Source organism: Mesorhizobium sp. B2-3-13, from assembly GCF_006442195.1.
GTDB classification, from domain to species: Bacteria; Pseudomonadota; Alphaproteobacteria; order Rhizobiales; family Rhizobiaceae; genus Mesorhizobium; species Mesorhizobium salmacidum.
The window spans coordinates 92,525-115,643 of record NZ_VFVQ01000015.1 but is presented as its reverse complement, the minus strand read 5'-3'; the positions used below and the strand labels follow the sequence as shown (position 1 = coordinate 115,643).

Below are 23,119 nucleotides of genomic sequence, written 5' to 3'. Positions count from 1 at the left end.
TGTGCAGATTCGCCGTGGCGCCGCGTGAATTCGAGAAATGCGACCTCACTGCACCGGCACGTTTTCCCTGAAGATCAGTCGCGGCTCGATGAATTTGCGCGTGAGATAGGGCGCCGACGATGCGATCGAGCCGAGCAGCTGGATCACCGACTGCTCCGCGATCAGCCTGGCGTTCTGGTCGATGACGACGTCGGCGAGGTCGTCGACGAGATACCCGCGTGTCTCCCTTGTCAGGTCGTGGCAGATGAACACCGGCTTGCGGTTGGGTCTGGCTTCGCGGATCGCCTTGGCAATGCCGGAGCGCCCGGCGCCGACGCAATAGATGCCGAGCAGTTCCGGCTCGTTGCGCAACGCCTTCATGGTTTCCGCATAGCTGGCATCTGGCTCGTCGTTGATCTCGACGGCGCTGCTGACGGTGAGATTGGGAAACTCCTCGCCAAGCACGGAGCGGAAGCCCATCTCGCGCTCTTCATGGCCGCGATAGGAGCGCGAGCCGACGACCATCGCCAGCTGCCCCTCGCGGCCGCCCAGCAAGCGTCCCATCAAAAGTGCTGCCGTCCGTCCCGCCACGCGGTTGTCGATCCCGACATAGGCCGAGCGGGGTGCGCCCGGAATATCGGACACCAGCGTCACCAGGCGGATTCCGGCTTCGACCATGTCGCGCAGGATGTTGCGTGTCCTGGGGTGATCGACCGCGATGACACCGACGCCGTTGGCGCGCAGCGACAGCTTTTCGACCGCTGCCTGCAGGGCATTGGGCGAGATGCCGGCAAGATTGTGGATCCGGCAGGACGCCACAAGCGGCAGGCGCGATGCGTAGTCCTCGATATGCTTTGCCAGGTCCTGCATGAAGGCATTGCTGCCGATCGGCAGGAAGAATTCGAGGTTTGCGGGTTTCGAGGGAAGCGTCACCTGGCCGGCGGCCGGCAAATAGCCGAGCTGCTTGGCGGCCTCCATGACGCGTTGCCGGTTGGCGGCACTCGCTCCGGGCCGATTGTTGAGCACCCTGTCGACCGTTGCGGTCGACAGCCCGCAGTTCCTGGCGATGTCGGAGACGGTGGCCTTCATGCCGCGACCCTGTGCGTCGATGCCCCCTCAGTGCCCCGGCTTGCCGTCGGCGAGGGCGTCGCGGATGTCTTTGTCCGACATGCCGGTGATGATGCGCTCGACCTCCGTCACGGTTGTCGTCTTCGGATCGATGTCGTCGGCGACCACCTTGCCCCTGCGCATGACGACGATGCGGTCGACCACCTGGAAGACATGGTGGATGTTGTGCGCGATGAAGATGCAGGAGTGGCCGGAATCGCGCGCGTTGCGCACGAAGCTCAGCACGCCTTGCGTCTCGGCGACGCCGAGATTGTTGGTCGGCTCGTCGAGGATGATGAGGTCGCTGTCGAAATGCATGGCGCGCGCGATCGCGACCGCCTGGCGCTCGCCGCCGGAGAGCGAGCCGATCGGCGTCGTCGGCGGGATGTTCTTGGAGATGCCGACCTGTTTGAGCAGGTCGCGGGCGACCGTGTTCATGGCGTCCTGGTCCATGCGGTTGAGGAAGCGCGGCGGCTTGATCGGTTCACGACCCAGGAACAGGTTGCGCGCGATCGACAATTGCGTGACCAGGGCGGAGTCCTGGTAGATGGTCTCGATGCCCTGGGCGATGGCGTCGCTGGTGCTGCGCAAGGTGACCTTCTTGCCGCGGATGAAGATGTCGCCGCTGGTCAGCGGGACCGCGCCGGAGAGAACCTTGATCAGCGTCGATTTGCCGGCGCCATTGTCGCCCAGCAGGCCGACGATCTCACGCTCGTTGACATGGAAATTGGCGTCCACCAGCGCTTGCACGCGGCCATAGGACTTGCGGATGTTCTGCATGCGGATCAGTGGCTCGGCCATGGTTCAAGTCCCCGCCTGGTGCCGGCGTTCCAGCCATGAATGCAACGCCATCATGCCAAGGATGATCGCGCCGATGAAGATGTTGTAGGCAAGGCCGGGCACGCCGATCAGCACGATGCCGTTGCGCATCACGCGCAGGATCAGGATGCCGAGCACGGTGCCGATGATGGTGCCGCGCCCACCGGTCAGCGCCGTGCCGCCGATCACCACCATGGCGATCACCTCGAGCTCATAGCCGGTGCCGCTGTTGGGGTTGGCGGCGGATGTGCGCAGCGAGGAGATGACGCCGGCAAGCGACGCCATGAGCGACGACAGGACGAACAGACCGACCTTGACGCCATTGACATTGACGCCGCGGGCGCGCGCCGCGTTGGGATTGCCGCCCGCCGCCTGGATCCAGTTGCCGGTCCGGCTTTGCGTCAAGACATAGCCGAGCGCGATCGCCGCGGCGATGAACCAGAACAGCGACATGTAGATGCGGAACGGCCCGATGAAGAAGTCGCCGACCAGCGCCTCCGCCAGCCAGCTGCCCTCGGCGCTCCAGGTGCGCTGCGGAAACCCGTCGGTGATGAAAAGCGCGCTGCCGCGCACCACCAGGAGCATGCCGAGCGTCACCAGGAAGGACGGGATCTTGAGCTGCGTGACGAACCAGCCATTGACCAGGCCGATCAAGGCGGCAACCACCAGCGCGACGATGAAGCCCATCTCCAGCGACGTGACGCCGGCATTGAACAGCGTCCACATCAGCACCGGCGAGAAGCCGAACAGCGACCCGACGGAAAGGTCGAATTCGCCTGACGTCATCAGCAGCGTCATCGCCAGCGCGATCAGGCCGAGTTCGACTGTGAAGGCCAGCGTGTTGGAGATGTTCTGCGGTGACAGGAAGTCGTGGTTGAAACCCCAGAAAACGGCGATCTCGACGATGAGCAGAACGAAGGGTCCGAATTCCGGCCGCGCGATCAGGCGTTGAGGGAGCGAATGATTTTCCACTGGGAACCCGCGACATGGTTGGAACGGGCCGCGACCACCATCGCATCGGGTGGACATGCCGCGGCCATGAAGGGATCTGGCGCCGCACGAGATGCGCGGCGCCAGCGATCGCGGATTATTTGCCGGACAGGATCTTGTCGTACACCGCCGCGGTGTCCTTCTCGTAGAGCGCGCCGGTGATGACGTTGAAGCCCGGAGGAATGCCGCTGGCCGCCATGTTGGCGAGCGACAGCGCCACATAGCTGGTCGCCTGCGGATCCTGCCACTGGCCGGCATTGACATAGCCGTTCAGCACTTCCTGGGTGGTGTCGAGCGAGTTGCCCCAGCCGACGACCGGGATTTCGCCCGGCTTGACGCCGACCTGGTCGAACACGCGCTTGATCGAACCGGTGACCAGGTCGCCCAGGCCGATGATGGCTTTGACCTTGCCCTTATGGGCGGTGAGATAGTCGACCATGCGGTTGATCACCTCGGCCTGGTCGAGCGTCGCTTCGGTCACTTCATAGGTAATGCCGAGCGGTCCGAAGACGCTCTTGATGCCTTCCTCTTCCTGCACGCCGTAGGTGGCGCCGGGGATCTCGACCGGCATCCAGACGAAGTCGCCCTTCTTCACCAGGCCCTTGTCGACCAGGTACTGCGCCCAATGCTTGCCGAAGGTGACGTTGTCGCCGCCGACATAGGCGTTGAAATTGGCCTTGGGATCGGGCGTGTTGAAGTTGATGATCGGGACGTTGGCCGCGCGCGCTTCCTTGACGATCTCGACAAGGCTGCCCGGGTCGGGGCTGGTGGTGACGATGCCGTCGGCCTTGGCCGAGAGGGCGGCTCGCACCGCTTCCTGCTGCGAGGCGACGTCTCCATTGTGGAACGAGGTGTTGACGGTGTTGCCGGTGTCCTTGGCCCATTGCTTGGCGCCGGCGAGGAAGTAGGTCCAGACCGGGTCGGCCGGTCCGCCATGTGAAATCCAGTAGAACGTCTTGGCCTGCGCGGCTGCCGGAATGACCGTCAGCGCGATTAGCAGGCCGTAGAGCACAAGTCTTAATCTCGTCAGCATTTGATTTCCTCCCGGTTGAAGATGATCCGTCCCTTGTTCCGGTTTCAGCCGGATTGCGTCTTTTGCCAGCGCCGCTCGGATACCTAAGAGCATTCCCTTTTTCGACGGATGGCAAGCCTCCATCTGCAGATGTAGTCGGCGCCTGACGGGGCGCCATCAACGACCCCATCAGATCGCATCAGTTGGGATGATTTTTTCCAGGCAGCCGAATGATTGTCGCCGAGGCTCAGCCGGACGGATTGTCCTGGCCAGTTCGGGCGGTCACCTGGGGCGAAAACCTCCGAAGAGCCGGTTAGAGCAGGCCGGCCTTGGCGAGATCGCGCATCAAATGGCTGGCGCCGTAGGTCCAGTGCGGGCAATCGGGCGACAGCCGCACGCGGTTGACCAGCGCGCCGAATTTTTCCGACGAGATGGTGACGATGTCGCCGACCTTGTGCGTGAACCCCTTGCCCTTTTCGCCGCGATCCTTCGACGGCACGAACATCGTGCCGAGATAGAGCGCCAGCCCGTCCGGATACTGGTGGTGCGGCCCCATGGCCGCCGCAACCAGCTCCTCCGGCGAACGGCTGATCTCGGCCATCGAGCTTGCGCCCTCCAGCGAGAATCCATCGTCGCCTTCGACCTTCAGGCGCACGACGGCCTGCTTCACATCGGCGATGGAGAACGTGTCGTCGAACAACCGGATGAAAGGGCCAAGGGAGGCCGAGGCGTTGTTGTCCTTGGCCTTGCCGAGCAGCAGCGCCGAGCGCCCTTCGACGTCGCGCAGATTGACGTCGTTGCCGATGGTTGCGCCGACGATCCTGCCGCTTGAGGCGGCGATCATGGCGATCTCCGGCTCCGGATTGTTCCAGGTCGACACCGGGTGGAGGCCGACATCGGCGCCGAAGCCGACCGAGGCCATGGGCTGGCACTTGGTGAAGATCTCGGCATCGGGCCCAATGCCCACTTCCAGATATTGCGACCAGGCGCCGCGCGAAATCAGCTTGGCCTTGATCTCCATCGCCTCGGGCGAACCGGGCTTGAGCTTCGACAGGTCGTGGCCGATCAGACCGGCAATGTCGGCGCGGATAGCGTCGGCCTTTTCCGCCGAGCCGCGCGCCTGTTCCTCGATCACTCGTTCGAGCAGGCTGACGACGAAAGTGACACCGGATGCCTTGATCGCCTGCAGGTCGACCGGAGACAGCAGAAAGGGTTTTGCCGGATCGCGCATGGCTTCGAAACTGTTGGCCGCGATGTCGTCGAGCAGGCCGACCGGCCTGCCCCTGGCCGAACGCACATGGCCGGCCGGATCGGCCAATTCGCAAACGTCGCGCACCGTGGGCGCCGCGCTCGACGTGATGTCTAAAACCGTGCCGTCGCGCACGACAACCACCATGGGATGCGAGACATCGCCGCTCCTGGCGCGCCCGACAAACAGGCCTTCTGCGGGCAGATGTGTCGGGTTGGTCATGCGGGCGGTCCTCGGTCATCGCTGCGGTTTGCCGGATTGGCGCGGCACTTTCACCGGATTCCTGCCAAAGGTCTATCCCCCTTGGGGTGGTCCACTTGCCGTGTCACATTGCTTCGCGACGAAGTGCGTGTTCCCAGGATACGCGAACGATCAATTGATCCGGTCGGCTGGACTGTACGGGATTTTGTGCTGGTCCACAGTCTTATTCGGAAGCGTGCCTACAGAGTGCACGGGCGTTGGGAACTGAACGGCCAGGACGATGCCCGGCCCGCGATCTAGAGGTTGGTCCTCGTGCCCGCGCTCACCCATCCTGACAGCGCCATGTCAGCTATCGAACGGCCCGGCAATGGTCGGCCAGCAGGCGGTTCCCTATTTGCAATGGGTCTGAACAGGAGGAACACAAATGACGACAGCGGAAATTGCCAAGGATTTCACCGAGCTTCTCAAGCAGGGTGACAATGAAGGCGCTGCCGAGAAGTACAATGCCGACGATATCGCCAGCTACGAAGCCATGGAGGGGCCGATGGCCGTCAGCCACGGCAAAGCGGCTCTCAAGGAGAAGAGCCGGTGGTGGCAAGAGAACAACGAAGTCCATGGCGGCTCGGTCGAGGGTCCCTATGTCAATGGTGACCAGTTCGCGGTGCGCTTCACGTTTGACATAACGCCCAAGGCCACGGGCCAGCGTGTCACCATGGATGAGGTCGGCCTTTACACGGTCAAGAACGGCAAGATCACCGAAGAGCGATTCTACTATTGAGCTACCGGGCCGGAACGATCGGTTCCGGCCCACTTCGCGCCTACGATTTGCTGGCAAAGCGCGAAGGGCGGTTTTAGGCTGTGGGCGGATTCGACTGTCAGCCAGAGGACCACGCTTTGACGATCACCATGTACGGCATCACCACCTGCGACACGATCAGGAAGGCGCGCGTCTGGCTGGAGAGCCATGACGTTCCCTATCGGTTCCACGATTATCGCGCGGAAGGGATCGAGGCAGACAGGCTGAATGGCTGGGTCGGCAAGGTCGGCTGGGAAAAGCTGCTCAACAAGGGCAGCACGACGTTTCGCGAACTGCCGGAAGCGGACAGGCAAGGCCTCGACGAGAAGAAGGCGAAAGCGCTGATGCTGGCCAGGCCGACAATGATCAAGCGGCCAGTGCTGGAAGTCGGCGACGGTATCCTCGTCGGGTTCAAGCCGGATGTTTATGAGGGGGCGGTGGGCGGGAAGTAGAACCGACTCTCACCCCCGCCGCGATCCTTCGCGCCCCCTTCTGTCCCGCCGGCGCCTCGATGTTATGCGTGGGCTCGCAAATACCCCGCCAGCGCCACGGCGTTGTTATGCGCTTCGTCATGGGCGCCATAGAGCAGCGTCACCTTGCCGTCGCCGAGCAGGGCGCGCAGTTGCGCCACCGCCTTTTCATTCGCATCCAGCTCGCCACGATACCGCTTCTGGAATTCCGCCCAGCGCGCCGGCTCATGCCCGAACCATTTGCGCAGTTCGTCACTCGGCGCGATCTCCTTGAGCCACAGCGCCAGCGCCGCATCCTTCTTGGCGACGCCGCGCGGCCATATCCGATCCACCAGCACCCGCTGGCCATCGTCCTTCCCGGGTGCTTCATAGACGCGCTTGACCGCGATATCGAAGGCCATCACACCTCCGCTGGCTAGAGCCCCTGGGCCCACTCGCCCTTGCGCATCACCGGCACGCGGCTGCCATCCCCGGCGACGCCGTCAATGTCGATCTTGTCCGACCCGATCATCCAGTCGATGTGGATGAAGCTCTTGTTGCCGCCGCGCGCCGTGATTTCATCCTGGCTGAGCGACGCGCCGTCGACGAAGCACTTCGAATAGCACTGGCCGAGCGCGATATGGCAGGCGGCGTTTTCATCGAACAGTGTGTTGAAGAACAACAGGCCGCTGGCCGAGATCGGCGAGGAATGCGGCACCAGCGCCACTTCGCCGAGGCGGCGCGCGCCTTCGTCGGTGTCGAGCACTTTCTTCAGGACGTCCTCGCCTTTCGAAGCCTTGGCGTCGACGATCCTGCCTTCCTCGAAGCGCACCGAGATGTCGTCTATCAGCGTGCCCTGGTAGGACAGCGGCTTGGTCGAAGAGACATGGCCCTCGACCCGCCTCGCATGCGGCGTGGTGAAGACCTCCTCCGTCGGGATATTGGGATTGCAGGTGATGCCGTTCTTGGCGGTCGAGGCGCCACCCATCCACTCATGGCCATCCGCCAGCCCGACCGTCAGGTCGGTGCCCGGTCCGGCAAAATGCAGCGAATGGAAGTTATGTTCGTTCAGCCATTTGGTGCGCTCGGCTAACGCTGCGTTGTGCGCCTTCCAGTTGCCGATCGGATCCTCGACGTCGACGCGCGAAGCGGAAAAGATGGCCTCCGCGAGCTTCGCCACGGCGACATCGTCGGGCTCGCCCGGAAACACCTGTTTTGCCCAGGCCAGATCCGGATAGGCGACGATGTTCCAGTTGATGTCGAAGCCGGTGATCTTCTCCAGCGCCGGCTGGTAGGCCATCGAATTGGCCTTGCTGGCGCGCGCCACCTTCGCCGGGTCCTGCGCCGACAGCAGCGACGGATCCTCGCCGCGCACGGCAAGCCTGGCGGCGTTGTTGGAAAAGGCCTTCGCCATGCCTTCATAGAGCCAGCCGGCGGCGCGGTCGAAGCCGGGGTCGGCGCCAAAACGGTAGCGCGCCAGCGTCATCTCGTCATCGTTGAAGATCGGCGTCACCAGCCCCGCGCCGGCCTTGTAGGCATGCTCGACGATGCGCCTGGACAGCGGCAGCGCCGCGATCGACGATGTCAGCACCAGATCCTGTCCGGGCTGCAATTGCAGCCCGACCTTGATTGCGACCTCCGCCAGCCTGTCGAGCTTCACCGGGTCGATCGTTGCGGAAACGCCGCGCGAATGTGTGGTCATGATCCTGCCTGTCGTAGTGGGATGTCTGATTGAACATAGACCGGTGCCGCGGTGCTTTCCACCGCGATCGCGCCGCTTGGCTCCGCGACCGACGATCCGAACTGCGCCATCGTCGCCGCGATCTCTTCCTTGATCCAGATTTTGAAGTCCCGGACCTTGCGGCTCTCGGCTTTGGTGGTGGAGGTCACCAGCCAGTAGCCGAGTCCGCTCTGGGCGCGGATTCCGAACGGTGCCACCAGCCGCCCGTCGGCCAGCGCATCGGCCGTCAGCAATTGCCAGCCCAGCATCACGCCATGGCCGGCGATTGCTGATTCCAGGCACAGCATCGGGTCGGTGAAGCGCGCGCCTTTCTGGAAGGTGACGGGTTGAACGCCGGCGGCCGCGAACCAGCTTTCCCAGTTGATCATCGCCCGCTCGTCGATAATGGCGCAGGTCTGCGCCAGGTCCCCGATCGACGTCAGCTTTCTGGCAATCCCGGGCGCGCAGACCGGGAAGACTTCCTGCGCCAAAAGCAGCTCCGCCTTTCCGCCCGGCCATTTGCCGTCGCCAAGCCGGATGGCGATGTCGACGTCCGAGCGATCGAGATTGGCCAGCCGCACCGAGGCATCGATGCGCAACAGTACGTTGGGATGCCGGTCGAAGTGCCGAGACAGCCGTGGCAGCAGCCATTTGGAGGCAAGGGCCGGTGCCGCCGAAACAACCAATGTGCACTGGCTGGCTTCGTCGGCCAGCGCCACGGCCTGGGCAAGCTCGCGAAATCCAGCGCCAAGGCGGGCCGCGAAGACGGCGCCGAATTCGGTCAGCACGAGGCCGCTCGTCGTGCGCTCGAACAGTGCTTGGCCGAGCTGTTTTTCGGTGCGGCTGATCTGCTGGCTGACGGCGCTGACGGAAACATTGAGTTCGCCGGCGGCGCTCGCGAGCGAGCCGAGACGGGCGACGGTTTCCACGGCGCGAAGGCCGTTGAGATGAACGCGGTTGAGCATGGCCATTTGAGATTTTCTAAACCGATCCGGCCGAAATCTCAATTGAAAGACTCGCCGAAACGGCTGACTTTATTGATGGGAGAACCTCCCGGGAGCCGGAAATGCTGAGGATATTGTCGTCGCTGAAGGTCCTGTTCGCCGCCAGTTCGTCGGATGACACGCGCTGCGATATCAATACGCTGAGGTGGCTGACCGATCCGCTTGCGCATCCGGCACTTGACGCTATGTCGGAGCGCGAGCTCGGTGATGTGCCGTTCCGGCTGACGGCGCGCCGGACCGTGCATGAGACCGTTTCACTGAGCGCCGGTTTCGGCGGGCGCTGCTGAGCGCGATCAGGGCACTGAACTGGCCCAACATAAGGCGGATTGTTTCACCCGCCCGCACATTTATTGTGCACTGCAATGACTTCGCCCCAATCGACAGCGCTGCGTTACGCCTTCGCCGGAATGATCGCCATGGCCGTCGCCATGGGCATCGGCCGCTTCGTCTACACGCCGATCCTGCCCGGCATGATGGAGGAACTGCATCTGTCGCCGGCCGATGCCGGCTGGATCGCCTCGGCCAACTATCTCGGCTACCTCGTCGGCGCGTTGGCGGCGGCGGGCAACTGGGCGCATGGACGCGAGCGTTTGCTGATGCTCGTCGCCCTCGGTGCCAGCGCCATGCTGGCCGCCCTGATGGGGTTGACCGACACCATGGCCGCCTTTCTCGCCATCCGTTTTCTGGCCGGTCTGGCGAGCGCCTTCGTCATGGTGTTCATGGCCAGCATCGTTTTCAGCCATATCGCCGCGGCCGGGCGCGGCGACTTGCAGGCCTGGCATTTCGGCGGCGTTGGCCTCGGCATCGCGATATCGGCGGCGATGATGGCCGTACTGGTCACGGGTCACGCCGGGTGGGCGCAGGGCTGGCTGTGGTCAGGTGCGATTTCGGCTTGCGGCTTCGTCGCCGTGGCGCTGCTGGCGAACCAGGGTCCGCTCACCAATGGCGAAGCCCTCCCTGAACCGGCGCTGCCGAAAGACCGGTCGCTGATGAAGGTGATCGTCGCCTATGGCCTGTTCGGTTTCGGCTATGTGGTGACGGCGACCTTCCTCGTCGCCATTGTCCGGCAAGGCGGCGGCAGCCGCGTCTTCGAGGCCGTGGTGTGGATGGTTGCCGGCCTTGCCGGTTTCCCTTCGGTCTGGCTGTGGCAGAAGATAGCGGCGCGGATCGGGCTCTATGCCGCCTATGCCTTGGGATGCTTCATCGAAGTTGTCGGCGTTACCGCGAGCGTCGCCGCCGGCGGGCGCACGGGGCCGCTGCTTGGCGGCGTGCTGCTCGGCGGCACCTTCATTGCCATCACGGCACTTGGCCTGCAGGCGGCGCGGCAGCAGGCGCCAGGGTCGCCCCGGCGCGTCTTTGCCCTGATGACCGCCTCCTTCGGTCTTGGCCAGATCATCGGCCCGATCGCGGCCGGGCTTCTGGCGCAAGCGTCGGGCGATTTCTTCCTCGCCTCCATCGTCGCCGCGGCTGTCCTGGTCGTCTCCGGCGCCGTCACATGGTCGGCTGCGCCAAAATCGCCATGATTTGCCGTCTTGCTCCGCGCCTGAGATCGGGCAGGCATTTTCTTTCCCCCTAATGTGTGACTTTATGCCCGCCGAACCCACCTGATTTGCGCATAGATCGAGGAATTCGCCACAGTGTTCGTATCCTTCTTCCCGCAGCCGAAGCTCTTCTTCTCTTCGGCCGCCATCTGGAGCCTTGCGGCGATCCTGTTCTGGTTTTTCGGCGGGGAGCAGTTGGGAGGCCTTGTGGGCCTTCCGCCGGCAGCCGCCGATGCGGCGCCCATCATCGGTATCGCCGTGCTGGCGTCGAAACCGTTCATCTGGTTTTATATCTATTTCGCGCTGTGCGTGGCCATCTTCTATGCGTTCTGGAGTTGGTATTCGCCGCATCCATGGCAGCGCTGGTCGATCCTGATGACGGCGGTCATCCTGTTCTTCATCTATTTCAATGTGCAGGTCAGCGTGGCCGTCAACGCCTGGTACGGTCCGTTCTTTGACTATGTACAGGGGTTGATGTCGGGGACCGGAAAGTCGACGAACGCGGAGTTCTATATCGGATTGGCCGACTTCTCATGGTTGGCGCTGGTCGGCATGAACGTGCAGGTGGTCAACGCCTTCATTGTCAGCCACTGGATCTTCCGCTGGCGCACGGCCATGAACAATTACTTTATCGAGAACTGGAGCAGGCTGCGCCATATCGAGGGCGCCTCGCAGCGTATCCAGGAAGATACGATGCGGTTCTCCCAGATCATGGAGGATCTCGGTTCCAGCTTCGTTCAGTCGATCATGACCCTGATCGCCTTCCTGCCGGTCATGATCCAGTTGCAGGCCCATATCAGCGAACTGCCGATCGTCGGCGCGATCCCGCAGCCATTGGTGGTCGCGGCACTTGCCTGGTGCCTGTTCGGCACGATTTCGGTGATGATTGCCGGCATGAAGCTTCCGGGGCTGCAGTTCCGCAACCAACGCGTCGAAGCCGCTTACCGCAAGGAACTGGTCTATGGCGAGGATCATGCGGACAGGGCGCAACCCGCCACCACCACCGAGCTGTTCGCCAATGTCCGGCACAATTATTTCAGGCTCTATTTCCACTACATCTATTTCAACGTCGTCCGGTACACCTACCTGCAGGCCGACAATATTTTCTCGCTGTTGATCCTGGGTCCGTCGCTGGTCGCGCACAAGATAACATTCGGTGCGCTGAACCAGATCTCCAACGCCTTCGGCAAGGTGACGGGTTCGCTGCAATTCCTGCTCACCTCCTGGTCGACCATCGTCGAACTTCAGTCCGTGCACAAACGCCTGCGCGCCTTCGAGGCGACGCTGCTGGGTGAGCCGCTGCCGGATATCGATCAGCGTTATCTCGCAAGGCACGGCGCCGAAGATCCGGCTTGAGGAAGCTCTGACGAAAGACGGGTTGGCGGTTTAACCGCCAACCGAGGCCTGCTTTTGGACGCCATCCTGCCGCGAAAGATAATCGCGAAAACTGATGCATTCGACATCTGATTTGACGCAGACCTCGCCGGCAAAGCGTTCCAGCGCGTTCCAGTAGGCGCCGTCATTCATCAGCGTGAAGTGGAAGCCGAGTTCCAGCGGAATGCGCTTGCCCTGATATTGCGCATCGAACGCGGCGCGAAACGCCTGATAGGTCCGGTCGGCGAACTCCCCGGCCTTGCTCGGCCGCTCGAAGCCGCCGGAATGCCGGACATAGAGATTGTAGTCCATGGCGATCGCCGGCCGCGATGTCGGTCCCTCCGGGATTAGCGGTAGGGAAAAACGGGTGATGCCGCCGACAGTCGGCGGCAGGGCAGGGCCCTTTGAAACGCCGCTGGCGTCGAATTTATAGCCGGCCGCCGGCAGTGCCTCGTAAAGCGCTTTGCCTGTCGACAGATACGGTGCCCGGAAACCCACCACCGCATGCCGCGCGAAATCACGCCAGCCCTCGGGTTCGGGCGCAATGCCGTTGATCGCATAGGCGTTCTCGAGAATGTGCTCGAAGGAGCCGAACTCTTTCAGCCAGTCGGCCTTGGTCCAGTCCTTGCCGTCGAAATGGCCGCAGACGTGGCTGGCGATGTCGTGGCCCTCGTGGGCAGCGAGGCCGATCTGTTCCAGCCGCTCGGCCACTTCCTGCCTGGAAATGGCAAAGCCGATGTTGGATTTGCCCGCGCTCTTGCCCGGCGCGGTATATTGGCCGCGTGTCTCGGGCGACAGGAGGAAGACGCAGGACAGGAAATAAGTAAAATGCGCGCCGGTGCGCTGGGCCAGCGCCCTGCTGCGCTTCCACTGCGAGATGTCGCGCGCGCTGTCGAAGGAGATGATGACGACCTGCTTCGGCCTTGCCGGTTCTGGTGGCGCGGGCGGATCGGCCAGGGCCGCGCCGGCGGTGGCGAACGAGGCAAGCGAGAATGCGACAGCGCGGGACAAACAAGGGATCGGCAAATTTACGGGCTCCGGGTGGTCGGCAAGCCGGCTATCGCGCAAATGTGGCGCCGGTGCGATTGGGGTTTTCGTGGGTTTGCCCCGGGGACAAACATTCGTTTGCCCCGGCAATAGCCGATTTTCCGCTCGAACCCCTTCCATGCCGACAAAATTTCGCTAAAACGCGGGCTCATGAACCGCCCCGGCCCGGGGCAGGAATGGTTTGATTGATGTCCGACGACAGTTTTATCCGCGAAGTCAATGACGAGATGCGTCGCGAACAGGCGCAGAAGCTGTGGGACCGTTTCGGCCCGGCCTTGCTTGTGATTGCCATCCTGGTGGTGCTCGGTACCGCCGCCTTCGTCGGCTATCGCTATTGGGACGAGACACGTGCCAACCGCTCCGGCGACGCCTTCTCGCAGGCGCTGAAGCTCGCCAATGACGGCAAGAACGATGACGCGCTGGCCGCGCTCATTCAGCTGGAGAAGGATGGCTACGGCGCCTATCCGCTGCTCGCCCGCATGCGCGCCGCGACCGTCAAGGCCAACAAGGGCGACGTCGATGCCGCCGTCAAGGATTTCGACGATGTCGCCGCCGACACCGCTATTCCCCAGGGCCTGCGCGACATGGCGCGGCTGAGGGCGGCGCTCCTGCTCGTCGATCACGGCTCCTTCGCCGACGTGTCGAGCCGCGTCGAGGCGCTGAGATCGGACACCAACACGCTGCGCCACAGCGCACGCGAGGCGCTTGGGCTTGCCGCCTGGAAGGAAGGCAAGACCCAGGACGCCCTGAAACTGTTCGACCAGATCGCCTCCGATGACGGCGCCCCGCGCAACACGCGAGAGCGGGCGACCTTGATGTCCGAGCTGATCCGCGGGTCGGGCAGTGCATCGTGACCCCTTGCCAAGGCGCGCAGCGGTTTGGGACCACGACATGCATGGAAGATGTAGGGTCGGATGACATTCAAAGTCGCCATCATAGGCAGACCTAACGTCGGCAAATCGACGCTTTTCAATCGGCTGGTCGGAAGGAAGCTGGCGCTTGTCGACGACACGCCGGGCGTTACCCGTGATCGCCGTGTCCATGCCGCCAAGCTTTACGATCTTCATTTCGATGTCATCGACACAGCGGGCTTCGAGGATGCCGGCGCTTCAACCTTGCCGGGACGCATGCGCGCGCAGACCGAAATCGCCATCCGCGAGGCGGATCTGATCTTCTTCACCATCGACGCCAAGTCCGGCCTGTTGCCGGATGACAGGACCTTTGCCGAGATCGTGCGCAAATCCGGCAAACCGGTTGTGCTGGTCGCCAACAAGGCCGAGGCGCGCGGCGCGCAAGGCGGCATGCTGGAAGCCTGGGAACTCGGGCTTGGCGAGCCGATCCCGGTTTCGGCCGAGCACGGCCAGGGCATGCCCGACCTGCGCGACGCCGTGATCGAAGCGCTTGGCCAGGCGCGCGCCTTCGGTGAAGACGAGGACGGCGAAGACGAAGAAGCCGCCGCCAACGAAGTGCTGATCGGCGAGGACATCGCCGATCCGGATGCAGAGCCGGCCTATGACGACACCAAGCCGATGCGCATCGCCGTCGTTGGCCGTCCTAACGCCGGAAAGTCGACGCTGATCAATGCACTGATCGGCGAGGAGCGGCTGCTGACCGGACCGGAAGCCGGCATCACCCGCGATTCCATCTCCGTCGACTGGGACTGGCGCGGCCGCCGCATAAAACTGTTCGACACGGCCGGCATGCGCCGCAAGGCCAGGATCCACGAGAAGCTGGAAGTGATGTCGGTGCAGGATGGCTTGCGCGCCATCCGCTTCGCCGAGATCGTCATCATCGTGCTCGACGCCACCATTCCCTTCGAGAAGCAGGATCTGCAGATCGCCGACCTGATCATCCGCGAGGGCCGGGCACCGGTGATCGCCTTCAACAAATGGGACCTCATCGACAACCCGCAGGAGCTGTTGGCCGAACTGCGCGAGAAGACCGAGCGGCTGTTGCCGCAGGCGCGCGGCATCCAGGCCGTGCCGGTCTCGGCCGAGACCGGACGCGGTCTCGACAAGCTGATGGATGCGGTGCTGAAGACGCACAAGGTCTGGAACAGCCGTGTTTCGACCGGCAAGCTCAACCGCTGGCTCGAAGCCATCCTGACGCATCATCCGCCGCCCGCCGTTGCCGGGCGCCGGCTGAAGGTCAAATACGTCACCCAGGCCAAGACGCGGCCGCCGGGCTTCGTGGTCCAGTGCTCGCGGCCGGACGCGATGCCGCAAAGCTATGTCCGCTATCTGTCCAACAGCCTGCGCGAAGCCTTCGACATGCCGGGCGTGCCGATCCGCGTCGCGCTGCGCACTTCGGACAACCCCTTCGCTGGCAGGGCGAAGAAGCGCTGAGGCTCGGCTCGGCAACGCTTAAGCTACTTTCAGCAGGTTCTCTTTCGTCTCGGCGCCCTCAGGCAACGCCTCGAACGCCGATTGCAGCAGGATGTCGGCCAGCCGCGCCGCGACCGGATCGAGCTCGGCCTCCTTCTGCTGCAGGTGCAGCGCCATCTTCGGCAGCGGCGGCAGCCCGAGCACTCCGGGCGCGAGCGCCCTGACATTTGCGGGCAGGCCGATATCGGTGCGGATCGTCAGCCCGAGGCCTGCTGCCACCGCCGCCCATATGCCGCCAAGGCTAGGGCTGGAGAACGCCATGCGCCAGGGCCGCCCGGCACGATCCAGCGTCTCGGTCGCCACGGTGCGCAGCAGGCAAGGCGCCTCGAACACAACCAGTTGCAGCGTCTCGTCAGTGTGTGGGCCTGCCTCCATCGGTTTTGCCGGGCCGATCCAGCGCGCCTGCACGTCGGCGACATGCCGGCTGTATGGCAGCTTCGTGCCGTCATGCCAGGCGAGTGCGATGTCGAGATTGCCGGAGAGGATACGCTCGGCCAATTCGTGGCTGCGCCCGATCCGTGCTTCGATCCGAACCTTGGGATGGGCACGGGCGAAGCGACCGAGCACTTCCGGCAACACGCCTTCGCCGAAATCCTCCTGCAGGCCGAGCCGCACCCAGCCCTCCAATTCGACGTCACGGATGGCCAATGCTGCCTCGTCATTGAGCTCGATCAGGCGCCGCGCATAGCCGAGCATCGTCTCGCCGGCTTCGGTCAGTGACAGGCCGCGCCCCGCCTTGCGGAAGATCGGCGTATCGGCCTGCTCCTCCAGTTTCTTCAACTGTGCGCTGACGGCGGAGGTCGAGCGGCCAAGCCGCTCGGCTGCCCTGGCGAAACTTCCCAGTTCCATCCCGGTGATGAAAGTTCTCAGCACGTCAAGATCAAATGTTACACGTCGCATTGGATCGTCCTTGTTTTCAGGATTGTTAATCAAAAACTTCCTGATTTTATGGATGAAGCTATGGCGCTACATCCATCCAGTCAAGGCCGCTCGACCGGCGTCACGGGAATGGAATCATGTCTGCCACCGTCATTCGCAACGATTACCAGCCATCCGGGCGAGGCGCCGCCACCATCCCGGCCGGCCGGACCTTCGGGCCTAATCATCGCTGGAAGGTCCTGGGTATCGGGGTTGCCGCGAACGCCGGTTTCTCGGCCACTTTTTCGGGCATACCGGCCACGGCGGTCGTGCTTCGCCAAGGCTATCACTTGAACAATGCCGAACTCGGCCTGGCGCTCGGCCTTCTCGGGCTGGGGGTTGCGCTCAGCGAACTGCCATGGGGTCTGCTCACCGACCGCTGGGGGGATCGCCGCGTGCTTCTGATCGGGCTTGGCGCGACGGCGGCGTGGCTGCTTGCGATGGCGATGCTCGTGGTGCCGACAAGGGCGGGCATTCCCGATGTCACGCTGCTGGCGGCAAGCCTGCTCGTCACGGGACTGCTGGGCGGCAGTGTCAACGGTTCGAGCGGTCGCGCCATCATGGCCTGGTTCAGCGAGAATGAGCGCGGTTTTGCCATGAGCATCAGGCAGACGGCGGTGCCGCTTGGCGGCGGCCTCGGCGCGCTCGTCCTGCCTTCGCTTGCCCTGGCCTTCGGTTTTGCCGCGGTATTCGGGCTCCTGGCGGCGGCATCCGCTCTCTCCGCCCTGTTCGCCTGGCGTTGGCTGCACGAACCGCCGGCGGCGGGTGGCGGCCACGCCGTTCCGTCTGGCGTGGCCGGTCCGGCACCGTTGCGCAACACAGAGGTCTGGCGCATCTCGACCGCCATCGGCCTGCTCTGTTTTCCGCAAGTGGCGGTCCTCACTTTCGCATCGGTGTTCCTGCACGACTTTGCCGGACTTGGCATGACGGCGATCAGCACCAGCCTCGCCGCAGTACAGGTCGGTGCCATGGTCATGCGCGTCTGGAGCGGCCGCTTCACCGACCGCCACGGCAACCGCCGTCAGTTTCTTCGCTTGTGTAGTGCGCTGAGCGCCCTGGCCTTCGTGATGCTCTGGGTGCTGGTTCTGGCCGTACCCGCAATGCCTGGCAGCCAATCCTTCCTGATCGCTGTCCTGCCCTTGGTGCTCGTCGTCGCCGGCATCTCGGTCTCCGCCTGGCACGGCGTTGCCTATACCGAGCTTGCCACGCTGGCCGGTGCCGGCCATGTCGGAACCGCGCTCAGCCTCGCCAACAGCTTTGTCTTCGTCGGCTTCTTCCTAGTGCCGGTAGCCATTCCGGGGCTGCTGCACCTCTGGTCCTGGCCCGGCGTCTGGCTGTCGGCCGCGGTTTGCGCGCTGATCGCCTGGCCGATCTTGCTGCCGCGGGCCTGAGTTCCCGCCGCAAAACCGCCCGACTTCGAAGCCACGACCTTGAACCGACCGGGAAAACCCGACCGATCCCGTTAACGTCCCATCAAGGTTAATGCATCATTTTGCTCTCCAGTGGGGTCAGTTGCGTTCCTGGAGAGAGTTCCGTGCATCGACGTGTGTTGAAGCGGCTGATGGCCGCCGCCGGTGAGAAACGCAGCCTTGTGTCTCCGTTCATCATCGGTCTCGGTATCTGGATCGGCTTTCCGACCGTCGCCGCCTACCAGGACATGACCAGCCTCGTTTCCGGCCTTGAATCGCCGACCGCGCGCTGGAACTCCTATGTCGAGAAATCCGTCGCCGGTTCGGTCCACGCGGCCGAGATGCCGTTCGCCGAGTCCGACATCACCGGCTCGATCTCGGGTTCCGGCGTTCGCCTTCCCGGAATCGGCTCCGTTTCGTTCCGCGGCAAGGGCGGCAAGGTCAGCGGGTCGCCCGACGAGGATCGCGTCGTGCGCGCCGATAAGAAGGGCCGCATCGTCCAGGTCTCTCCCGTAGCGCCGCCGAAGAACTTCAATGCCGGCTCGATCTTCCAGCGGACCTCCTCGCTGATGCGGCCGAGCATGGACAGCGACCTGAAAATGGCATTCGCCAAGCCTCAGATCAAAGGCAAGGAAATCCAGATCGCCGCGGCCTTCCACGCGCGTGAGGACAGGAAGCCGGATCCCGGCGTGCCGGCCATGCTTGCCGCCCTCGTCAACAACGACCATCCCGATGTGCTGGCGACCGCCTATGCGCAATCCGCGCCGGACTATGCCAAGGCCTCGCCCTTTGAAGCCCTGCTTCAGGACGAGCAGCCCAACAGCGGCCGCTTCATTCCGCCGATGGCCAAGGGCGACCACGCCTGGATCCAGAATCCGCTTCCTGCCGGCGCCTTCTCCAAGCCGGAGCAGAAATGCCTGGCCAACGGCATCTATTTCGAGGCACGCGGCGAAGCCGTGCGCGGCCAGGCCGCCGTCGCCCAGGTGATCCTCAACCGGGTCCGCAATCCCGCCTATCCCAATTCGATCTGCGGCGTCGTCTACCAGAACGACAACTGGTTCAACCGCTGTCAGTTTTCATTCGCTTGCGACGGTAGGAAGAAGCGCATCGACAATCCTGTCGCCTACCAGACCGCACAGGACATCGGCATGGCCGTCACCGCCGGCAAGATCTTCATTCCGGAAGTAGGATCGTCCACCCACTACTATGCCAATTATGTCCATCCCGGCTGGGCGCGCACAATGCAGAAGATGACCAGGATCGGCCTGCATATCTTTTACCGGACCTATGGTGGCGGCTGGAGTTGAGCGGCCCGCCGCCCGCCGTTCTTTTCGCGCGGTCGCACGGTCGATCGGAGAGCCATTGTCTGGGGGATTCGCGCGGCGCATCCCCCTGATCGCCGCGGGCACGATGTCGCACCTTGCTAGTGCATTGATTTCATTGTCTAAAATACACAGCTCGGAAGTTCCGTCCGTGGCTTGACGGGCGCAAACCCTCTAACTATGTTGCCGGCGACTTTAGAAGCGGACGGACGGTGACGGTCTGCCCGGGCAGGGGGGTTGCGATGGCCGAAAAAAAAGGGCCAGACGGAACCGGAGAAACCGGCCGTGGCAAAGAGCATGATCCCGAAATCCGCGACGACGATCTTGAGCGACGTCGGCGTGAACTTGGAGCATCGCTTGCGACAAGGCTGCCGAACCGGCTCGAGGGGAAAGACGACGCGAAACCAGTGACCGGATACGGTCAGGCGATCAAACTATCCAGCGAGTTTATCGCCGGGGTGGTGGTGGGCGCCGGCATCGGCTGGATCATCGACCGTATGGCGGGGACATCGCCGTGGGGTCTGATCGTTTTCCTGCTGCTTGGTTTTGGCGCCGGCGTGCTCAATGTCATGCGTTCGGCTGGCGTTGTGGCGGAATTCGGACAAGGTGCCAAGCCGCGCCATGACCGGGACGACAGCAAATGACCGCCCTTCAGGCGGCAATGGTAATTTAGCCGTACGCGGCATTGACGGGGTTTGAACGTGGCAGCTGACAAGGTCGATCCGATCCACCAGTTCCATATCAACAAGCTGATACCGATCGAGATCGGCGGCTATGACCTGTCTTTCACCAATTCCGCCCTGTTCATGGTCGCCACCGTCGTCGTTGCCGCGGCGTTCCTGTTCCTGACGACGTCGAGCCGCAGCCTGGTTCCAGGCCGACTGCAGTCGGTCTCCGAAATGGCTTACGAATTCGTCGGCAACATGCTGCGCGACGCCGCCGGCACGCAGGGCATGAAGTTCTTCCCCTTCGTGTTCTCGCTGTTCATGTTCGTGCTGGTCGCCAATCTGCTCGGCCTGTTTCCCTATTTCTTCACTGTCACAAGCCACATCATCGTCACCTTCGGCCTCGCGGCCCTGGTGATCGGAACCGTGGTGGTCTACGGCTTCATGAAGCATGGTCTTGGTTTCCTCAAGCTGTTCGTGCCGCATGGCGTGCCGGTGTTCCTGCTGCCGCTGGTGGTGCTGATCGAGGTCATCTCCTTCGTGTCGCGCCCGGTCAGCCTCTCGGTTCGTCTGTTCGCCAACATGCTTGCCGGCCACATCACGCTCAAAGTGTTCTCTGGGTTCGTCGTCAGCCTCTCCGCGCTGGGCGCGGTCGGTGTGGCGGGTTCGATCCTGCCGTTGGCGATGGCGGTGGCGCTGACGGCGCTTGAACTGCTGGTCGCTTTCTTGCAGGCCTACGTCTTTGCCGTGTTGACCTGCATGTATCTCAACGACGCCCTGCATCCCGGGCACTGAGGCCAAGAGTTCCGGCCCAAGAGTTTCCAACATTGGTGCCGGATGAAATCGCAACGGAATTTTCAGATCCAAAGGAGTTGAACAAATGGACGCAGAAGCAGCAAAGTACATCGGCGCCGGCATCGCTTGCCTGGGCATGGGTGGCGCGGGCATTGGCCTGGGCAACATCTTCGGCAGCTACCTCTCGGGCGCGCTGCGCAACCCGTCGGCTGCCGACGGCCAGTTCGGCCGCCTGATTTTCGGCTTCGCCGTGACCGAAGCTCTGGGCATCTTCTCGCTTCTCATCGCGCTGCTGGCCCTGTTCGGCTGAGTACTGAGAAGATTGGACAGGCCAGCCGCGCTAGCGGCGGGCCTGATATCTGGGGATAGTCCATGTTCGTGACATCTGCCTTCGCGCAAGAGTCCGCGCCATCAGCCGACACCAGCCACGCTGCGACCGGAGGCGACACGCATTCCGGCACCAGCGTGCCTGCCGAAGCGCACGGCACGTTTCCGCCATTCAATCCGGAGACGTTTCCGTCGCAGCTTCTGTGGCTGGCGATCACGTTCGGGCTGTTCTACCTCTTCCTGAAGCGGGTCGTGATGCCGCGCGTCGGGGGCATCATCGACGTCCGCAACGACCGCATCAGCCAGGATCTCGACCAGGCAGCCAAGTTGAAGGGCGAGGCAGACGCCGCCGTTGCCGCTTACGAGCAGGAACTGGCTGAAGCCAAGAAGAACGCCAACTCGATCGGCCAGCAGGCCAACGATGCTGCCAAGGCGGAAGCCGAGACCGCGCGCAAGAAGATCGAGGCCGCGCTCGACGCCAAGCTTGGCGAGGCCGAGGCACGCATTGCTTCCATCAAGGCCAACGCCATGAAGGAAGTCGGCAGCATCGCCGAGGACACCGCTTCGGCGATCGTCGAGGCACTGGTTGGCGGCAAGACCAGCAAGGCCGAGATCGCGGCCGCGGTCAAATCCGTGGCCCGGTGAGGAGCGCATCATGGACGCTACATCTCTCGCAACGCTCTGGGCCACGATTGCCCTGATCATCTTCCTGGGCATCGCCGTCTATATCAAGGTGCCCCGCCTGATCGCCAAGGCGCTCGACGCCCGCGCCGCCAGGATCAGCAGTGAACTCGACGAGGCACGTAAGCTGCGCGAAGAAGCCCAGCAACTGCTCGGTCAGTACAAGAAGAAGCGCAAGGAAGCCGAGCAGGAAGCTGCCGACATTGTCGCGGCCGCAAAGCGCGAGGCAGATCTGCTGGCCGCCGATGCCCACAAGAAGACCGAGGATTACGTTGCCAGGCGCACCGCGCTTGCCGAGCAGAAGATCGGCCAGGCCGAACGCGAAGCGATCGGCGAAGTGCGTGCCAGCGCTGTCGACATCGCTGTCGAGGCGGCACGCGCATTGCTCGCCACCAAGGTCGACTCTAAGGTCGGAGCCGACCTGTTCAGGTCCGCGCTGCAGGATGTGAAGGCGAAGCTGAACTGAGCTGAACGACCAATATTGAAGAGCCGCCCGGGCAACCTGGCGGCTTTTCTATGCGGTGCGCCAACGCTGCCAATCTCCCCCGCAACGGGGGAGATCGACCGACACCGCTGCCGTCGTTTTACTCCAGCCCGGCGAAGCTTTCTTCTTCTTCTTCCGTCACCTCGGCGCCGCCCAACCGGAACGGCGCAAACGAGGTGCGGTGCAGCCGAGCGACGGGGCCATGCGCCTCGATCGCCGTACGGTGCCGGACCGTGGCGTAGCCCATATGGACTTCGAAGCCGTAGCGATCGTGATGATTGCCGCAGCGGCACATCATGCGGTCGCGCATGACCTTGGCCACGATCGAGGCCGCGGCGATCGACTGCGAGCGCTGGTCGCCCTTGATCAGCGCGCGCCCTTCGCAGGGCAGTCCCGGCGGCACGTCGCGCCCATCCGCCAGCGCGAGCTTTGCCTGGATGGGCAGCCCGACAAGTGCGCGGCGCATCGCTTCGAGGCTCGCCTTGAGGATGTTGCTGCCATCGATGCCTTCGGCGCTGACCGACGCCATCGAGACGCCGAGCGCGGAGCCAATGATGCGCAGAAACAGCGCTTCGCGCTGCGAGTGGCTAAGCCGCTTGGAATCGTCGAGCCCTTCGGGAATGTTGGCGGGGTCGAGTACCACTGCCGCCGCGACCACCGGCCCGGCCAACGGGCCACGGCCGGCCTCGTCCATCCCTGCGACCGGCCACATGCCATCGGCCATCGCCTTCGTCTCGAAGGAGAAATCGGGTTTCTCGACGATTTCGAAGAGAAGCGGAGAATCAGAACGCGCGCGAGCCATGTTGCGGCGAGGTTCGCATCGGCTCTGATTCTCCGCAAGTCCCT

At 63.5% G+C, this 23,119-nt stretch carries 25 protein-coding genes; 14 read left to right on the top strand and 11 right to left on the bottom strand.

Features of this window, described 5'->3' with window-relative positions:
- Positions 1-45 precede the first annotated feature (45 nt).
- From FJ941_RS19005 to FJ941_RS18985, 5 genes are all read right to left on the bottom strand, one after another.
- A complete protein-coding gene (locus tag FJ941_RS19005; RefSeq protein WP_140507911.1) occupies positions 46-1,068 on the bottom strand; it encodes a LacI family DNA-binding transcriptional regulator in 1,023 nt (340 codons plus the stop codon).
- Positions 1,069-1,095: 27 nt separating this feature from the next.
- On the bottom strand, positions 1,096-1,887 hold the full coding sequence (locus FJ941_RS19000) for an ATP-binding cassette domain-containing protein (protein ID WP_027142281.1): 792 nt from the start codon (positions 1,885-1,887) through the stop codon (positions 1,096-1,098).
- A 3-nt stretch (positions 1,888-1,890) separates the two neighbouring features.
- Positions 1,891-2,877: an ABC transporter permease gene (locus FJ941_RS18995; protein ID WP_140507909.1), complete on the bottom strand. Its 987-nt coding sequence runs from the start codon at positions 2,875-2,877 to the stop codon at positions 1,891-1,893.
- A gap of 115 nt (positions 2,878-2,992) precedes the next feature.
- Positions 2,993-3,928 (bottom strand): substrate-binding domain-containing protein, encoded by a 936-nt coding sequence (locus tag FJ941_RS18990; RefSeq protein WP_023794606.1) that lies wholly within the window; start codon positions 3,926-3,928, stop codon positions 2,993-2,995.
- A 292-nt stretch (positions 3,929-4,220) separates the two neighbouring features.
- Complete coding sequence (locus FJ941_RS18985) at positions 4,221-5,378, bottom strand: fumarylacetoacetate hydrolase family protein (RefSeq protein WP_140507907.1); 1,158 nt, start codon at positions 5,376-5,378, stop codon at positions 4,221-4,223.
- 403 nt (positions 5,379-5,781) lie between these two features.
- Between FJ941_RS18985 and FJ941_RS18980 the strand changes: the two genes are divergently transcribed.
- Both FJ941_RS18980 and FJ941_RS18975 read left to right on the top strand, forming a co-directional pair.
- Positions 5,782-6,135, top strand: coding sequence for a nuclear transport factor 2 family protein (locus FJ941_RS18980; protein ID WP_140507905.1), 354 nt, complete (start codon positions 5,782-5,784; stop codon positions 6,133-6,135).
- 116 nt (positions 6,136-6,251) lie between these two features.
- The gene (locus FJ941_RS18975; protein WP_140507903.1) at positions 6,252-6,605 is read left to right on the top strand and encodes an ArsC family reductase; all 354 of its coding nucleotides are present in this window, start codon (positions 6,252-6,254) and stop codon (positions 6,603-6,605) included.
- A gap of 62 nt (positions 6,606-6,667) precedes the next feature.
- On the opposite strand, the gene FJ941_RS18970 is transcribed toward FJ941_RS18975, so the two are convergent.
- The 3 genes from FJ941_RS18970 to FJ941_RS18960 are packed head-to-tail and all read right to left on the bottom strand — an operon-like array spanning position 6,668 to position 9,293.
- The gene (locus tag FJ941_RS18970; RefSeq protein ID WP_140507901.1) at positions 6,668-7,024 is read right to left on the bottom strand and encodes a DUF488 domain-containing protein; all 357 of its coding nucleotides are present in this window, start codon (positions 7,022-7,024) and stop codon (positions 6,668-6,670) included.
- Between the two features lie 14 nt (positions 7,025-7,038).
- Complete coding sequence (locus FJ941_RS18965; RefSeq protein WP_140507899.1) at positions 7,039-8,304, bottom strand: aminopeptidase; 1,266 nt, start codon at positions 8,302-8,304, stop codon at positions 7,039-7,041.
- A complete protein-coding gene (locus FJ941_RS18960; RefSeq protein ID WP_140507897.1) occupies positions 8,301-9,293 on the bottom strand; it encodes a LysR substrate-binding domain-containing protein in 993 nt (330 codons plus the stop codon). The genes FJ941_RS18965 and FJ941_RS18960 overlap by 4 nt, the downstream gene beginning before the upstream one ends.
- 95 nt (positions 9,294-9,388) lie before the next feature.
- Between FJ941_RS18960 and FJ941_RS18955 the strand changes: the two genes are divergently transcribed.
- The 3 genes from FJ941_RS18955 (at position 9,389) to sbmA (ending at position 12,223) form a co-directional block, all read left to right on the top strand.
- The gene (locus FJ941_RS18955; protein WP_140507895.1) at positions 9,389-9,613 is read left to right on the top strand and encodes a propionyl-CoA synthetase; all 225 of its coding nucleotides are present in this window, start codon (positions 9,389-9,391) and stop codon (positions 9,611-9,613) included.
- Between the two features lie 75 nt (positions 9,614-9,688).
- Positions 9,689-10,849, top strand: a complete 1,161-nt coding sequence (locus FJ941_RS18950) for a YbfB/YjiJ family MFS transporter (protein ID WP_140507893.1) — start codon at positions 9,689-9,691, stop codon at positions 10,847-10,849.
- Positions 10,850-10,963: 114 nt separating this feature from the next.
- Entirely contained in the window at positions 10,964-12,223 is a 1,260-nt protein-coding gene (gene sbmA / locus FJ941_RS18945) for a peptide antibiotic transporter SbmA (RefSeq protein ID WP_140507891.1), read from the top strand.
- Between the two features lie 30 nt (positions 12,224-12,253).
- Here sbmA and FJ941_RS18940 read toward each other — a convergent pair whose 3' ends face one another.
- Positions 12,254-13,261 carry a polysaccharide deacetylase gene (locus FJ941_RS18940; RefSeq protein WP_140507981.1) on the bottom strand — a complete coding sequence of 336 codons (1,008 nt, stop codon included), beginning with the start codon at positions 13,259-13,261 and terminating at the stop codon, positions 12,254-12,256.
- A 215-nt stretch (positions 13,262-13,476) separates the two neighbouring features.
- Here FJ941_RS18940 and FJ941_RS18935 point away from each other — a divergent pair, with 215 nt between their 5' ends.
- Complete coding sequence (locus FJ941_RS18935) at positions 13,477-14,142, top strand: tetratricopeptide repeat protein (protein WP_140507889.1); 666 nt, start codon at positions 13,477-13,479, stop codon at positions 14,140-14,142.
- Between the two features lie 60 nt (positions 14,143-14,202).
- The gene (gene der / locus FJ941_RS18930; protein WP_140507888.1) at positions 14,203-15,633 is read left to right on the top strand and encodes a ribosome biogenesis GTPase Der; all 1,431 of its coding nucleotides are present in this window, start codon (positions 14,203-14,205) and stop codon (positions 15,631-15,633) included.
- Between the two features lie 18 nt (positions 15,634-15,651).
- On the opposite strand, the gene FJ941_RS18925 is transcribed toward der, so the two are convergent.
- Positions 15,652-16,572, bottom strand: coding sequence for a LysR substrate-binding domain-containing protein (locus FJ941_RS18925; protein ID WP_140507886.1), 921 nt, complete (start codon positions 16,570-16,572; stop codon positions 15,652-15,654).
- Positions 16,573-16,688: 116 nt separating this feature from the next.
- Here FJ941_RS18925 and FJ941_RS18920 point away from each other — a divergent pair, with 116 nt between their 5' ends.
- The 7 genes from FJ941_RS18920 to FJ941_RS18890 all read left to right on the top strand — a co-directional run bounded on the left by FJ941_RS18920 (position 16,689) and on the right by FJ941_RS18890 (position 22,255).
- Positions 16,689-17,981: an MFS transporter gene (locus FJ941_RS18920; protein WP_140507884.1), complete on the top strand. Its 1,293-nt coding sequence runs from the start codon at positions 16,689-16,691 to the stop codon at positions 17,979-17,981.
- Between the two features lie 143 nt (positions 17,982-18,124).
- Positions 18,125-19,306, top strand: a complete 1,182-nt coding sequence (locus tag FJ941_RS18915; RefSeq protein ID WP_140507882.1) for a cell wall hydrolase — start codon at positions 18,125-18,127, stop codon at positions 19,304-19,306.
- Positions 19,307-19,563: 257 nt separating this feature from the next.
- Complete coding sequence (locus FJ941_RS18910) at positions 19,564-19,965, top strand: AtpZ/AtpI family protein (protein WP_027142300.1); 402 nt, start codon at positions 19,564-19,566, stop codon at positions 19,963-19,965.
- A gap of 57 nt (positions 19,966-20,022) precedes the next feature.
- A complete protein-coding gene (locus tag FJ941_RS18905; protein WP_027142301.1) occupies positions 20,023-20,781 on the top strand; it encodes a F0F1 ATP synthase subunit A in 759 nt (252 codons plus the stop codon).
- An 85-nt stretch (positions 20,782-20,866) separates the two neighbouring features.
- The gene (locus tag FJ941_RS18900) at positions 20,867-21,091 is read left to right on the top strand and encodes a F0F1 ATP synthase subunit C (RefSeq protein ID WP_013896722.1); all 225 of its coding nucleotides are present in this window, start codon (positions 20,867-20,869) and stop codon (positions 21,089-21,091) included.
- Positions 21,092-21,153: 62 nt separating this feature from the next.
- Positions 21,154-21,753, top strand: coding sequence for a F0F1 ATP synthase subunit B (locus FJ941_RS18895; RefSeq protein ID WP_140507881.1), 600 nt, complete (start codon positions 21,154-21,156; stop codon positions 21,751-21,753).
- A 10-nt stretch (positions 21,754-21,763) separates the two neighbouring features.
- Positions 21,764-22,255: a F0F1 ATP synthase subunit B gene (locus FJ941_RS18890; protein WP_140507879.1), complete on the top strand. Its 492-nt coding sequence runs from the start codon at positions 21,764-21,766 to the stop codon at positions 22,253-22,255.
- A gap of 118 nt (positions 22,256-22,373) precedes the next feature.
- On the opposite strand, the gene FJ941_RS18885 is transcribed toward FJ941_RS18890, so the two are convergent.
- The gene (locus FJ941_RS18885; RefSeq protein WP_140507877.1) at positions 22,374-23,075 is read right to left on the bottom strand and encodes a ribonuclease HII; all 702 of its coding nucleotides are present in this window, start codon (positions 23,073-23,075) and stop codon (positions 22,374-22,376) included.
- Positions 23,076-23,119: the final 44 nt, after the last annotated feature.

Excerpts from the sequence above, each read along its gene's own strand:
- FJ941_RS18935 (WP_140507889.1), top strand. The coding sequence starts at position 13,477 with ATGTCCGACGACAGTTTTATCCGCGAAGTCAATGACGAGATGCGTCGC.
- FJ941_RS19000 (WP_027142281.1), bottom strand. The coding sequence starts at position 1,887 with ATGGCCGAGCCACTGATCCGCATGCAGAACATCCGCAAGTCCTATGGC.
- FJ941_RS18970 (WP_140507901.1), bottom strand. The coding sequence starts at position 7,024 with ATGGCCTTCGATATCGCGGTCAAGCGCGTCTATGAAGCACCCGGGAAG.
- FJ941_RS18900 (WP_013896722.1), top strand. The coding sequence starts at position 20,867 with ATGGACGCAGAAGCAGCAAAGTACATCGGCGCCGGCATCGCTTGCCTG.
- FJ941_RS18980 (WP_140507905.1), top strand. The coding sequence starts at position 5,782 with ATGACGACAGCGGAAATTGCCAAGGATTTCACCGAGCTTCTCAAGCAG.
- FJ941_RS18950 (WP_140507893.1), top strand. The coding sequence starts at position 9,689 with ATGACTTCGCCCCAATCGACAGCGCTGCGTTACGCCTTCGCCGGAATG.
- FJ941_RS18925 (WP_140507886.1), bottom strand. The coding sequence starts at position 16,572 with ATGCGACGTGTAACATTTGATCTTGACGTGCTGAGAACTTTCATCACC.
- der (WP_140507888.1), top strand. The coding sequence starts at position 14,203 with ATGACATTCAAAGTCGCCATCATAGGCAGACCTAACGTCGGCAAATCG.
- FJ941_RS18920 (WP_140507884.1), top strand. The coding sequence starts at position 16,689 with ATGTCTGCCACCGTCATTCGCAACGATTACCAGCCATCCGGGCGAGGC.
- FJ941_RS18955 (WP_140507895.1), top strand. The coding sequence starts at position 9,389 with ATGCTGAGGATATTGTCGTCGCTGAAGGTCCTGTTCGCCGCCAGTTCG.
- FJ941_RS18885 (WP_140507877.1), bottom strand. The coding sequence starts at position 23,075 with ATGGCTCGCGCGCGTTCTGATTCTCCGCTTCTCTTCGAAATCGTCGAG.
- FJ941_RS18965 (WP_140507899.1), bottom strand. The coding sequence starts at position 8,304 with ATGACCACACATTCGCGCGGCGTTTCCGCAACGATCGACCCGGTGAAG.
- FJ941_RS18910 (WP_027142300.1), top strand. The coding sequence starts at position 19,564 with ATGGCCGAAAAAAAAGGGCCAGACGGAACCGGAGAAACCGGCCGTGGC.
- FJ941_RS18985 (WP_140507907.1), bottom strand. The coding sequence starts at position 5,378 with ATGACCAACCCGACACATCTGCCCGCAGAAGGCCTGTTTGTCGGGCGC.
- FJ941_RS19005 (WP_140507911.1), bottom strand. The coding sequence starts at position 1,068 with ATGAAGGCCACCGTCTCCGACATCGCCAGGAACTGCGGGCTGTCGACC.
- FJ941_RS18960 (WP_140507897.1), bottom strand. The coding sequence starts at position 9,293 with ATGGCCATGCTCAACCGCGTTCATCTCAACGGCCTTCGCGCCGTGGAA.
- FJ941_RS18890 (WP_140507879.1), top strand. The coding sequence starts at position 21,764 with ATGGACGCTACATCTCTCGCAACGCTCTGGGCCACGATTGCCCTGATC.
- FJ941_RS18895 (WP_140507881.1), top strand. The coding sequence starts at position 21,154 with ATGTTCGTGACATCTGCCTTCGCGCAAGAGTCCGCGCCATCAGCCGAC.
- FJ941_RS18990 (WP_023794606.1), bottom strand. The coding sequence starts at position 3,928 with ATGCTGACGAGATTAAGACTTGTGCTCTACGGCCTGCTAATCGCGCTG.